The sequence below is a fragment of the Bacillus sp. BC08 genome (assembly GCF_054326875.1).
This window is the reverse complement of sequence record NZ_JBTGPA010000040.1, coordinates 1-13564: the sequence shown is the minus strand read 5'-3', so window position 1 is coordinate 13564 and position 13564 is coordinate 1. Positions and strand designations below refer to the sequence as shown.

13 protein-coding genes are annotated in these 13564 nt (G+C 36.5%); 1 reads left to right on the top strand and 12 read right to left on the bottom strand.

The window, feature by feature from the left end; all coding sequences use genetic code 11:
• Window positions 1-45: 45 nt before the first annotated feature.
• The 12 genes from ACXVYO_RS26410 to fabZ form a co-directional block, all read right to left on the bottom strand.
• On the bottom strand, window positions 46-1248 hold the full coding sequence (locus tag ACXVYO_RS26410; RefSeq protein ID WP_061679380.1) for an ABC transporter permease: 1203 nt from the start codon (window positions 1246-1248) through the stop codon (window positions 46-48).
• Window positions 1245-1925, bottom strand: coding sequence for an ABC transporter ATP-binding protein (locus ACXVYO_RS26405; RefSeq protein ID WP_000631628.1), 681 nt, complete (start codon window positions 1923-1925; stop codon window positions 1245-1247). The genes ACXVYO_RS26410 and ACXVYO_RS26405 overlap by 4 nt, the downstream gene beginning before the upstream one ends.
• Window positions 1922-3115: an efflux RND transporter periplasmic adaptor subunit gene (locus ACXVYO_RS26400; protein ID WP_458469178.1), complete on the bottom strand. Its 1194-nt coding sequence runs from the start codon at window positions 3113-3115 to the stop codon at window positions 1922-1924. The genes ACXVYO_RS26405 and ACXVYO_RS26400 overlap by 4 nt, the downstream gene beginning before the upstream one ends.
• A 243-nt stretch (window positions 3116-3358) precedes the next feature.
• Complete coding sequence (gene pgtP / locus ACXVYO_RS26395) at window positions 3359-4693, bottom strand: MFS transporter (RefSeq protein ID WP_073517156.1); 1335 nt, start codon at window positions 4691-4693, stop codon at window positions 3359-3361.
• Between the two features lie 19 nt (window positions 4694-4712).
• On the bottom strand, window positions 4713-5747 hold the full coding sequence (locus ACXVYO_RS26390) for an ABC transporter substrate-binding protein (RefSeq protein ID WP_458469176.1): 1035 nt from the start codon (window positions 5745-5747) through the stop codon (window positions 4713-4715).
• On the bottom strand, window positions 5744-6526 hold the full coding sequence (locus ACXVYO_RS26385; RefSeq protein ID WP_000826638.1) for a DUF3919 family protein: 783 nt from the start codon (window positions 6524-6526) through the stop codon (window positions 5744-5746). Before ACXVYO_RS26385 ends, ACXVYO_RS26390 begins: the two co-directional genes overlap by 4 nt.
• Window positions 6527-6592: 66 nt before the next feature.
• Window positions 6593-8023 carry a HAMP domain-containing sensor histidine kinase gene (locus ACXVYO_RS26380; RefSeq protein WP_458469174.1) on the bottom strand — a complete coding sequence of 477 codons (1431 nt, stop codon included), beginning with the start codon at window positions 8021-8023 and terminating at the stop codon, window positions 6593-6595.
• An 11-nt stretch (window positions 8024-8034) separates the two neighbouring features.
• The gene (locus tag ACXVYO_RS26375) at window positions 8035-8706 is read right to left on the bottom strand and encodes a response regulator transcription factor (RefSeq protein WP_458469173.1); all 672 of its coding nucleotides are present in this window, start codon (window positions 8704-8706) and stop codon (window positions 8035-8037) included.
• 122 nt (window positions 8707-8828) lie between these two features.
• Window positions 8829-9821 carry a UDP-glucose 4-epimerase GalE gene (gene galE / locus ACXVYO_RS26370; protein WP_061679387.1) on the bottom strand — a complete coding sequence of 331 codons (993 nt, stop codon included), beginning with the start codon at window positions 9819-9821 and terminating at the stop codon, window positions 8829-8831.
• Window positions 9822-10004: 183 nt separating this feature from the next.
• Window positions 10005-10916, bottom strand: a complete 912-nt coding sequence (gene tagU / locus ACXVYO_RS26365) for a polyisoprenyl-teichoic acid--peptidoglycan teichoic acid transferase TagU (protein WP_458469171.1) — start codon at window positions 10914-10916, stop codon at window positions 10005-10007.
• A 383-nt stretch (window positions 10917-11299) separates the two neighbouring features.
• Window positions 11300-11497, bottom strand: coding sequence for a hypothetical protein (locus ACXVYO_RS26360; RefSeq protein WP_458469169.1), 198 nt, complete (start codon window positions 11495-11497; stop codon window positions 11300-11302).
• A gap of 387 nt (window positions 11498-11884) precedes the next feature.
• Window positions 11885-12319 (bottom strand): 3-hydroxyacyl-ACP dehydratase FabZ, encoded by a 435-nt coding sequence (gene fabZ / locus ACXVYO_RS26355; RefSeq protein ID WP_000884318.1) that lies wholly within the window; start codon window positions 12317-12319, stop codon window positions 11885-11887.
• Window positions 12320-12952: 633 nt separating this feature from the next.
• Between fabZ and wecB the strand changes: the two genes are divergently transcribed.
• Window positions 12953-13564 (top strand): non-hydrolyzing UDP-N-acetylglucosamine 2-epimerase (wecB, locus tag ACXVYO_RS26350; RefSeq protein WP_458469167.1); only part of this gene is annotated, 612 nt, incomplete at its 3' end.

Below are 13564 nucleotides of genomic sequence, written 5' to 3'. Positions count from 1 at the left end.
ACGGTAATGTGTAGTAGAGAGCCCCATCTTCACTACACTACTAACTTATTCATAACGTAATGCTTCAATTGGATCTAATTTCGCAGCTTTATTCGCCGGAATTAATCCGAAAATAATACCGAGTGTCATAGAGAATAGTACGCCTCCAACGACAACTTCCCACGAAACGAGTGGTGGCCATTTTGCGAATGTAGAAACGATATAGGCCCCGCCATATCCAAGACCAATTCCGATCAACCCACCGAGAAGCGTTAACATAACTGCTTCAATTAAAAACTGTAATAAAATTTTACTACGTGTCGCCCCAAGCGCTTTACGTATCCCAATTTCGCGCGTACGCTCTGTTACAGATACGAGCATAATGTTCATAACACCAATACCACCAACGACTAATGAAATACCAGCGATACCGCCGATGATCATCGTCATGATGCTAGTGACTTTAGAAACATTTTCTTGTAATTCTTTTAAATTCACCAGTTCATATTTACCTGGAATTTCACTTGGCTTACGACTATTTAATACATCAACAGCTTGTTTCCCAGCTGCTTCTAAATCGTCTACATTTTTAGCTTGAATTGCGATATTTTGAATATCATCTGTTCCGAATAAAACTGGCCATAATGTAAGGGGGATTAACGCTTCTTCCATTTCAAATCCCATAAACTCATTATCAGATGTATACACACCAATAATTTGCATCGGTTGCCCCTTCATCTCAATAATTTGTCCAACTGGGTTTACATCCTTAAATAACGTCTCTTCTGTTTTTGTACTAATCATCACAACGTTATTTGCATGAGAAATATCTGATTCACCTAAAGTACGTCCCTTTACGACCTTTACTTTATTAACCGCAAAGTATTCATTATCAAGACCAATAACATTCAGATTTGCTTTTTTATCATTTACATCCAATATCTCTGTTGTCGAATTTGTCGTAATAACATGTGAAACATCTTTCACTTGTTTTACTTCCATAATATCCTCTTCTGTTAACTTCGGTATTTCAAATCCGCCTATAGCAAACTCATCATTCATATCTGGTTTAAATTGAATTGGCATCAGGTTATTACCACCAGAACCTGCGAATTTCGACTTCAGCATCGCTTCTCCGCCTTGCCCAATCGCAACGACAGTAATAATAGAACCAACTCCGATAATAATACCGAGCATCGTAAGAGCTGAACGCAGTTTATGAGCTAAAATAGAAGATAGGGCAATTTTTATACTATCTAGTAAACTCATACCGCACACCTTCTATCTTCTGTAATTTTCCCATCTCGCAGTACAATGCGGCGGGAAGAATACGCTGCTACTTCCTCTTCATGTGTAACCATAACAATCGTTGTACCTTCTGCATTAAGCTTCGTGAAAATATCCATAACTTGCTCACCAGACTTCGTATCAAGCGCACCAGTTGGCTCATCGGCCATAATGAACGTTGGATTATTCGCAATCGACCTTGCAATCGCTACACGCTGCTTCTGTCCACCTGATAATTCATTCGGTAAATGATGAACCCTATCTGACAAACCGACTTTACCAAGCGCTTCTAGAGCCCTTTGACGACGCTCTGCTTTCTTCACACCACCGTATACGAGCGGAAGTTCAACATTTTCTACTGCTGAAAGACGCGGCAGCAAATTAAAGTGCTGGAACACAAAGCCAATATATTCATTACGAATTAAAGCAAGCTTTGACTCGTCTGCTGTTAAGATATTCACATCATTCAGCATATATTCGCCTTCTGTTGGACGATCTAAACAACCGATAATATTCATAAGCGTTGATTTACCAGAACCAGACGGTCCCATAATCGAAACGAACTCACCACTTTGAATCGTTAAACTAATACCGTGCAAAATCGGCACTGCCAATTTTCCTTGATAATACGTTTTAGCAATATTATTTAACGTAATCATTTCTCTTTCACTTCCATTCCGTCATACACATCGTCGGAAGGATTTTTAACCACCTTTTGCCCCACTGTTACGCCTTCTACAACCTCTGTCCAGTCTCCATCAGTAGAACCTTTTTTCACATTTTGTTTACGAAGCTTTCCTTTATCCTCAACATAAACAAATGCATCATCAGCTTTTTCTACAATACTCTTAGTCGGAACAGCAATCATCGTCTTATTCTCTAAACTTACTTGCAGAGAAACGTGATAACCTGGAGATAAACCATCTTGACTATCAAGACTTGCCTTATATGTATATTGGGACATATTTTGAGCCGCTTCACCGATACCACCAGCTTGAGCCATCTCTGCACTCGTTGGGAACTCACTTACCTCTGTAATCTTACCTGTCCACTTCTTCTTATTATTTGCTTTTGCAGTTACAGTAAATGTTTGATCCTTTTGAATTTGTGACTTTTGAAGCTCAGTTAACGTCCCTTGAACTTGGAATGGATCTTTAGACGCCACTTGTAAAAATGCTTTCCCTTGACCACCTAAAGCTTGAGATGAACTTTGCGCCGCATCTTTATCTAACTTTTGAACGACACCAGAAAAATTACTATAAACCGTAAGTTCTTTCTGTTTTTTATTTAGCTCCTCTTTTTGCAACTTCCCTTTTTCTTTCTCAAGATCTGTTGTCTTTTGCGCCATCTCTAACTCACTTACTTGCTCTTCCATCGGGTCTGTTACTTCTTTCCCAGCTCCACTATCTTTCACTTTCTTAATTTCTTTCTTCAGCGAATCAATCTTCTTCTTCCCTTGGTCATAACGCATATCTGCCATCTTCTGATCAAGCTCAGCTTGCTTCATTTGCAAATTAATCTCTTCATTATCATAAGAGAATAACTTCGCACCTTTCTCAACCTCTTGTCCTTCTTTTACCTCAATATCTTTCACTTTTCCTTTAGTTGGATCTGCATAAAAACTTTCAATATTCCCAGGCTTCACCTGACCAGAAATTAACTTCGTATTATTAAGCTTTCGCTCCGTTACTTTCTCAAAGCTTACAGCATCAGCAGATGTTGATGCTCCCTTCTTCTTACCTTGCATAATAAAAATATTAACTGCTGCTACAATAACAATTAGTGCAATAACCCCGATAATAATCCATTTCTTCTTCTTGTTTGGAGTACGAACCGTATTTGGTAACATATTCTCTCTCCTTTTATAACTTAATAGTTTAGTAGACATTCGAATTGTACAAAACTTTCTGAAAAAGAATTACATATTATTACATTCTTTTTACAAAGTTTTACACATTCATTTATATTGTAACAAAAATTCCAATGATTAGAAATATGACATATTGTCTTTTAAGATAGATTTAAGGAAAGATTATATTAATATAAAAAAAGCTATCCAAAATAATAATTGGATAGCTTTTCGAACAAAATATTATGCAGCTTTAGGAGCGTTTCTCTCATGTCCACGTTGAACGATGAACAAGAAGATTGTTGATAAAATTGCACCTGTTAATAGTAAGATGAAGCAACCATCCCAGCCAGAGCGATCAACAATAACACCGATTGCTGCGTTTGCTACAAGACTTCCGCCTACATAACCGAACAGACCACACATACCAACTGTCGTACCTACTGCAAATTTCGGTACTAATTCCATCGCACTTAAACCGATTAAGAACTGTGGTACATAAATTAAACAACCGATAATAGAAACTGCAATACTTACAACAAGTATGCTAGTTGCTTGCCAATATACGAACGTACCAATAACAACTCCGACCATACTAATGATACATAATGGCATACGTTTTCCTTTAAATAATTTATCACTTAAAAGACCAACGATTAATGAACTTGGAATTGCCATACCTTCAAAGATTGCGTATGCCGCATGTGCTTCATTCTTTGAGAAACCTTTAACTGTCGTTAAATAAAGTGGAACCCAGTTAATAACACCGAAGCGAATTAAATAAACAAATGCATTCGCAATACATAAGAACCAAACAAATTTATTTTTCACTACATATTTCATTAAAATTTCTTTTGGTGACATCTTGTTAGCATTATCTGCTTTTTCAAGATTTTCATAGTCATTACGATACTCATCAATTGGAGGAAGACCTTCTGATTCTGGTGTATCCTTCGCATTAATCCAAACAAGAACTGAAATTACCATTGCGATAATCGCAGGGAAAATAAACACGCCGCCTTGCCAATGATTTTCACCAAAAATGGCTACACCAATTCCGACAAGTGGTGGCACAAGCATTCCGCCAACGTTATGTGAAATATTCCAAATACCTGTTTTCGTACCACGTTCTTTCTTTGAGAACCATTTCGTCATAACGATACTACAAGGTGGTGCTCCCATACCTTGTACAATACCATTTAGAACAAGTAGTGTAACAATCATTCCAAATGACGATGCAAAACCGAAACAAATATTTACAAGCCCTGATAAGAATAAACCGACTGCGATAAAGCGCTGGGCGAAAGCTTTATCTGACAAATTCCCCATAAAGAACTTACTAAATCCATAAACAATTGCCATGATTGAACCTAGTAGTCCAATTTCAGCTGTACTAAACCCATATTCTTGTACTAAATACGTACTTGATAACGTAAAGTTACTACGAACTAAATAATAAGCAGCATACCCAACTGAAATTCCCATCAATACACGAATACGTAATAATTTGTATACTCGATCAATCATATCTGCTGGCAAACGTTCAATTGCAGGTGCTGGCTTAAGCCATTTAAACATATATTTTCGTCTCCTTTTCTCACTTCTGAGAGAGACGCTGTCTATTCCATATCTCGATTATTCCACTATTTGATATATTTTTGTTTGTTCTTCTAACTGGCTGTCCTTCTATTTCTTGCTCATTCTTCGCAAACATCGTTGGTACGCCAAACGAAACCTTTTCTAAAATGTGCCCCGCTTCTTCTGATAAACAATAATCAATAAATAAATCCGCAATAATACCATTCGGTGCACGTTTTAGTTTCGAAATCGCATTAACAGATAACCCTGTTTGCTCCGGTACAATACTTACAATTGGAAAGCCTTGTTTTTGAAGCATTCTCTGATCTCCCATGAAATTGATGCCTATCATATACTCACCGCTTGCGACAAGCTCGACTGGTACGTAACCATTCACCGTTACTTCACCAACTTGTCCTGCAAGATTCTTCACATATTCCTTCGTTTCCTCTTCACCTACCGTATCAATAAGTGATTGAAAAAACGTATATGCTGTTCCTGATACATTTGGATCTGGCATCACAATCTTTCCCTTATATACTGGATTTAATAAATCTTGCCACCTTGATGGATAAGGGAGTCCGAGCGGTGCTATTTCTTCATTCCACCGCTCTTTATTAATCGCAATTGCCAGTTTCTCCACTTCATAACCGTACCAATAACCGTCTTTATCTTTAACAGTTTTTGAAATACGGTTCGCATGCTGACTCGTAACAGGAATAGATAGATTTTTTTGCTTCATCATTTGATGCGCGTCTACCGTACCGCCAATAATAATATCCGCTTTCGGATTTCCGGCTTCCTCTTCTACCCTCCGAAGAAGCTCTTCTGTCGAAAGACGAATAAATTCATACGTACAGCCGCGTGGTTTACAAAATGATGAAAGCACAGCTTCACCCACTTCCTCACGAGCCGCTACATACGCAACAAGATGACGATCATCCAAAATAGGGAGACCACTTTTATTATATTTAATAGAGGTTGTATCTCGAGAGCAACTAGACATCGCTCCTCCAATTACTAGCAAAAAGAAGAAAAAGGCTATCTTTCTCATGACACATTCTCCTTTACAAATAAATTTGCGAGGGAGCTTTTCATATACATGACATTCCCATTATTATCACCGAGATATTGCACAACAAAGTACGATGGATATACAGAAATAGTAAGAATGTCTTCTCGCTCATTCTTTATACGCTTCCCTGTTTTATAAGCGGTAATATAAGCAATCGGTTCATTCTGTGATTGTAATAATTTCTGTATTTCTCCGTAATCTGTAATTTGCTTTGCGTACCGAATCGAATCAAGTATGTGCGTAAGATTCATCGCACGTTCTACATCACCTTGGCGCACTATGACATCCTGCGCTGACGCAAAAAAATCACTAATACGTTCTGGTGTGTAATACAGGCTTAACAAATACGTTTGAAATGCTGAAATCATTGGGTCCGTACCATTCTTTCCGTACATATCAGCCCCGTACTGGAACAAGTCACCTACTGCAAAAGTACGTTTATGTCCATTCAAGTACGTTACTTCTCCAGTAAATACTTGTTCTTGATTCTTAGCTTCTCTCGGTTCTATTTGAATTCGGTCAAAGAATGAAACAATCGTATGCAAACGAACTTCATCCGTTATAACAATTTCTCCCCACTTTTCATGCCTAACCTTCATTTCGGTAGGCAGGGATTCATTCACTCTTTGTAAAACAGTTTGTTTGTCATTTACTATTGTGATTCGATTGTATATTTGCTTCTCCATCACATAAAACAAAATAAGAGAAACGATTATACAAAGGACAAACATAAGAATTTGAAATGATAGCCTTTTCATTTCTGCCTACCTCCAAGATAAAAAAACGTTGTTTCGAAAATACCGCATAATTGTTTCATAAATGTATCATTTAACCGCTTTCAAGTTTTTTATGTCTTCCATCTGTCTTGGAAGTAAGAATGTAATAAATATTGTAGTACCAACCTCTTCACTACTCTCAATTCGCATACTTCCGCCCTGCTTATTCAGAATCTCCTGACAAATATACAAACCGTAACCATTCCCGTAACTAGAAGGCAGTATCTTCCCTTCTGGCGATTCATTCCACTCTGCAAGCACACCTTCATCTATACCAATGCCATCATCATGAACAAAAACCTTCGCCTCACGTTCATTTACAATTACATTCATACGAATTTGCGTAGCATCGCTATATTTTATCGCATTATCGAGCACGTTTAAGAAGATTTGTTTCGTCTTATCGAAATCTGCAACAACATGTACATCTGTTAACTCATTTATCACTTCAATCTCAAATTTCTGCAGGCGAGGTTTCACAATTGAAACTGCTTCTTCTGCTAATTCCTTTATATTCACAACTGTAGGTGACACTTCAAACGTACTCGTCCCGTACTTTGAAGACTTAAGTAATTCCTCTACAAGTGATAATAAACGCTCACTCTCTACAGCTACATAACGCAGGCTCTCCTGTACATCTTCCTTCGCCTTTAACTTTGGAATTAAATCCACATAGCCAATAATCGCCGTTAGCGGCGTTTTTAGCTCATGCGTAATGCGGTCTAAGAAATCTTTCTGCTTCTCTTTCTCCTCTTTCAATTGCTTAATATGCAGTTCAATTCCATCAGCCATCGCATTAAAAGATGCTGAAAGCTGAGCAATTTCCACATATTCATTTAACTCAATCTTGCTTTTATAATCACCATTCGCAAGCCGTTGCGCCATTTGTCTTAACTGATCAATCGGCTTATGAAGAGACTTTGCCAAACGAATTGCAAAGAAAATACCCGCAGCTACGAGACAAAGAGACGTCATTAAGAACGTCCAACCGACATTTGTTAAAACTTCCTTCTCACCCGTTAACTCATTTATAAAACGAACACTTCCAATGACATCGTTTCCATAATACACTGGGCTTGAAAACAAAAGAATTGGAGCTGGGTCTCCCTCTTCAAAAACATACGATTTCTTCCCCTTCAAAGAACTCGCAATATCGATATTTCGATGAAGAAGTGCTCCCTTTTGCGTATCCGCAACAACATCCCCATTCTTCCCAATCATCTGTACACGGACATCCATGCGCTTCGCTAAATACGAAGCAATTAAAAGTGAATTCGGACCGAGCGTCTCGACCTCTGCTTCCTTCTCTAAATAATTCATCGTATAAATTTGTGCTTCTACACTTAACTTCTCTAAAGAATTTGCCGCGTTGTGATACATATTCTTTTCTAACGTAATATAAACAACTGCGTACAAAAGAACAAAAATCGGGATTAACAATCCCACTATTCCAAACACCATATTTCTCTTTAAAGACATACCATCACCACTTAACAATCCAGTTTATAGCCGACGCCATAAATTGTCTTAATATATTCCCCGCTATTCCCTAGCTTCTTCCGTAGTCTTTGCACCATAATATCAACCGCTCTCGTATTTCCGATATACTCAAATCCCCATACTTTCTCAAGTAACTCATCTCTCATAAATACACGCTGTGGATTTGAAACAAACAACTGACATAAATTAAACTCTCGGTACGTTAACTGAATTTCTTGTCCACTAACATGCACCTTTCTTTCCTTAGGACAGATCGTTATTTCTCCCGCTCCGATTACTTCATGACTTACCGTTATCTCTGTCTTCTTCACACGCCGCGTCATATTCTTGACCCGAAGAATAAGCTCCGCATAATTAAACGGCTTCGTCACATAATCATCTGCACCAAGCTGCAGACCAAGCAATTTATCATTCATCTGACTCTTCGCAGTTAACATCAGCACTGGAATATCCCTATTCTTCTCACGGAACAAACGAAGCAACTCATACCCATCTGTATCTGGAAGCATAACATCCAAAATTAGTACATCTGGTCCTTCATTCCATTTCTCTAAAGCTTCTCTTCCATCAGCCGCCGTGAGCACTTCATACCCTTCCATCTCAAGCTGCATCCGAATCAAATTACGAATACTCGATTCATCATCCACTACAAGTATTTTCATCATTCTCCTCCTTCCATCCTGTATTATAAGTACATTTTAGTATAGCAAAAATCCTATAAAAAAAGAGAGGGTATTGTCGAACATATGTTGAACGACAATACCCCTCTTTCACTTATTATATTTTATTTAGCATACCCATTAGGTTGCTTCTGATGCCAATTCCAAGCATGCTCAATGATTGTCTTCACATTTACATACTGAGGATCCCAGCCTAGCTTCTCTTTCGCCTTCTGAGAAGAAGCAACTAAGCGTGCTGGATCTCCCGCACGGCGCGGTGCCACTTCAGCAGGAATTTCATGATTTGTAACTTCACGAACTGCATCAACGATTTCTTTTACGCTGAAACCATTACCATTTCCTAAGTTATAGAAATCACTTTCTCCGCCGTTCTGTAGGTCTTTAAGCCCTAAGAAGTGAGCTGCCACTAAATCTTCAACATGAATATAATCACGGATACAAGTACCGTCTGGTGTATTATAATCCTCACCAAACATCATAATCTTCTCACGTTGACCTAACGCCACTTGCAGCACAAGAGGAATTAAATGCGTCTCTGGACGATGATCTTCCCCAATAATACCATTTGGAGTTGCACCAGCCACGTTAAAGTATCTGAAAATCTTATAACGTAAATTAGAAGCTTGGCTATACCAATGAAGCATCTTCTCGATTGCTAACTTCGTTTCCCCATACGTATTCGTTGGATTTGTCATCGTTTCCTCAGTAATAAGATCTACATCTACCTCACCATACGTCGCCGCAGTAGAAGAGAAAATAAACTTATCTACCTTAAACTCATCCATTACCTCTAATAAACAAAGTGCACCATACACATTGTTATTATAATATTGAAGAGGCTTCTCCATACTAACTCCAACTAAAGAATCAGCTGCGAAATGCATAACAGCCTCAATATTTTCTTGTGTAAAAACATCTCTTAAAAATGCTTTATCACGAAGGTCGCCATTATAAAACTTCGCACCTTCCGTAATTGCATCCTCATGACCAGTTTGTAAGTTATCTACTACTACTACAGATAAACCTTCGTCTACTAATTTTTTCACAGCATGAGAACCGATATAACCAGCTCCACCGCAGATTAGAATTGAGTTCATTGTCTTCCTCCTACATATATTAGGATTTCTTATTCACTCTCTTATTATAAAAGGTATACGATTGCTCGTATACCTTTTGTGTACCTTTATTACTTAGCAACGAAATAATCCGTTACATATTGTGCCCAAATTTCATGCCCTTTAGCACTTGGGAAACCGAATAAGAAGTTGGATCAATACTTATTACTTAGTTACTTCAAGATGCGTTCTTAATTTATTCGTTAAATCTTGTTTTGCTGCATCTGGAACATAGTAATACCAAATGCCATCAGCGGCCTTGTGACCGTCACCTGGGATTTGGATATCCTCACTATTTTTCAAGCAATCTTTATAGTTCTTTTGCATATCAAACATTTGATCTTGCGTTAAGTTTGTCTTCACATTCTTTTGAATTGCTGCTAATACATCTCCATAACCTGTTAAAGAAGAGAAGCTTGCACCTTTTTTGATAACACCTTGCATCACTTGACGTTGGCGCATCTGACGACCAAAGTCACCACGTGGATCTTGTTTACGCATACGTGTGAATGCTAGAGCTTGGTCACCTGTTAAATGAATATTCCCTTTCGCAAAATGATGTCCATCCTGCGTAAATTCTAAATCATTAGTTACATCTACCCCACCGACTGCATCAACGATATCTTTAAAGCCTTCCATGTTCACTTCAATATAATAATTAATAGGAACATTTAAGAAATTTTCGACTGTCGCTACAGACATATCTACTCCGCCGAATGCATAAGCATGATTGATTTTATCGCTTTTACCTTTTCCAACAATTTCTGTATAAGTATCACGAGGAATACTTACTGTTTTCATAGAGTTATTTTTAGGATTTAATGTAATCACCATTAAAGAATCTGAACGCCCCTTATCATCACCACGCTCATCTGCTCCTAGTAATAAAATTGACACTGGCTCACTCTTGCTAACTTTTTCTCCAACGTTACTGTTGTTTTGATCACGCTTTAAAGGTTGATGAACTTCCTTTAATGTATTAGATACAGAAGAATATACATTATAGGCATAAACTCCCCCGCCTATGATTAGTACCCCAAGAATACCGAGTACCCAAAATAAAATTTTCTTTTTCATACCTTTACCCTCTTTATCAAAATTTTAAAATAATATATCTATTTTTATACTCCCCACTATATTACATTATTCTTGATTAAAAATAAAAGATAAATTAAAAAGAGCAATTAGTATTTGCCATCAAAACCAGAAAAACTCCATCAATTAAATGATGAAGTTTTTTATTATCTTCTATATTCATATAAGTGTAATTTCCCCATAAAATAAAAAAAGTTACACTTCTTATGTCTAATTACTTTTCGGTTTGGCCATCCTCTCGCATTAAGATGGATTTCTTCTATATTTATAGAAATTTCTTGTTTCATGCATACCAAAGATAAATAACTTAACATTCAGATAATTAATACAAATAAAACTCTATACATAGTAACTTTAGCCCTTCACTACTTTTCTCTGATGTACCAAATATCTTTTGAAATATCTTTGCAATTAACAGCTACATGATCATCGCTCCAAACAAAATTACCCGATTTAAAAATTGCAATCATCTTTGGATTATTTTGATATAAAAACATATCGCCATCTTTAAACTTTCCATTCTCATAATCATGTAAAACCTCGCATAGCTTCACATTCATCATCTCTTTTCTCTATTTTGATAAACTTATTTTATATTTCTTTTACTAACAAGTTGTGTTTTTCTTATGAAATCGCTGTGAACTTTTCTAATTTTTTTAAAGTTCTGTAACCTATATGCTTAACAATTTAATGTATAAATTCCTACCTTTACTTTATTCTCTCATCACACTATAAATACCTGCAAATTTATATAAATTGCCTTCTTATTATTCCAAAATTTCCCCTGACCTATTTATTCAAAACTCTTATTAACAGTCTAAAGTATTCCTACTCCTAAACCTCTTTGCTAAGCAAATCACATATTACTACTTGCAAATAAAATAGGTGGACACAAGGCTACAAACTCAGCCCGGTATCCACCTATCTGTATAAAAAACATTTTACGTTTATTATTCTTTTTTATCTCCAAGAGCGAACGTTATTTCTGTCTCACAAGCAATTTCACCATCTACAGTAGCAATTGCTTTTCCTTTTCCAATTGCTCCACGTACACGCGTCATTTCAACTTCTAAACGAAGCTGATCCCCTGGGCGTACTTGTCGTTTAAAACGGCAATTATCGATGCCTGCGAAGAATGCTAAGCGACCACGATTCTCTTCTTTCTTCAACATAGCAACAGCACCAACTTGTGCTAAAGCCTCTACAATTAAAACACCTGGCATTACAGGATAATCTGGAAAATGCCCATTAAAAAATTCTTCATTAGCTGTAACATTCTTTATCCCAATAGCACGCTTTCCTTCTTCTACTTCTAAAACTTTATCCACTAGTAGAAATGGATAGCGATGAGGAATTATTTCTTTAATTTGTTGAATATCTAGCATACACTTCTCTCCTTACAAAAGATTGGTCATACCACTGGAAGTTATACTATCATTATCCCATTTTAAATCTTATTTGTCATTATAAAAAAGGATTTCAAAATTTCTCTTCTAAATAAAAAAATGTATACACTCTTTTCAATATGTATTATCTCTGACACGGAGGTTGAAAAGAGTGTATACCCAAGTTAGGGAAAGGCAAATTATATCAAATATTATTAGCCTTTAATGTCGTATTCATAAATCATTATATAGGAGAAAATCTCGAAAGAAAAACCTAATATTACACCTTTTTTGTTTTTTTTCAGGATAATTATTAGCATTTTCTCTTTTTATCTCCTATTTTCTTTAAATTATTATATTTTAACATTAAAATAAAAATACCAAAAAATATATTATCTTATCTTTATCACTTTTATATATATTTTTCATTTCATTTATTGAAATGATTTTCACAAAATCAATCTAATATCAATATTTCTCTTACTCTTCAATTTCATTATACAAAATGCCCCGCAATTAAATTTCAATATCTTCTATTGAGGGTGATTCCCCCTTTTCCTTATAACTTTCATGTATAATAATACAGTAACAATACTACCAGATTTTTAACTAGTAAAAGAAAGAGGCAATGAAATGACTGAACGTTTAAAAGTAATGACAATTTTCGGGACACGCCCAGAAGCAATTAAAATGGCACCTCTTGTGTTAGAGTTGCAAAAGCATTCAGAGAAAATTGAATCAATTGTGACTGTAACAGCACAACATCGTCAAATGTTAGACCAAGTATTAAGTATCTTTGGAATTACGCCAGATTTCGATTTGAATATTATGAAAGACCGCCAAACTTTAATTGATATTACAACGCGTGGTTTAGAAGGTTTGGATAAAGTAATGAAAGAAGCAAAGCCGGATATTGTACTTGTACATGGTGATACAACGACAACATTTATCGCAAGTTTAGCTGCTTTCTACAATCAAATTCCAGTAGGTCATGTAGAAGCAGGACTTCGTACATGGGATAAATATTCTCCATACCCAGAAGAGATGAATCGCCAACTAACAGGCGTCATGGCAGATCTTCATTTCTCACCTACATCAAAATCGGCAACGAACTTACAGAAAGAAAATAAAGATGAGTCACGCATTTTCATAACAGGAAATACAGCAATTGACGCACTAAAAACAACTGTAAAAGAAACATATAGTCATCCTGTACTAGAGAAACTTGGAAACGATCGTCTTGTA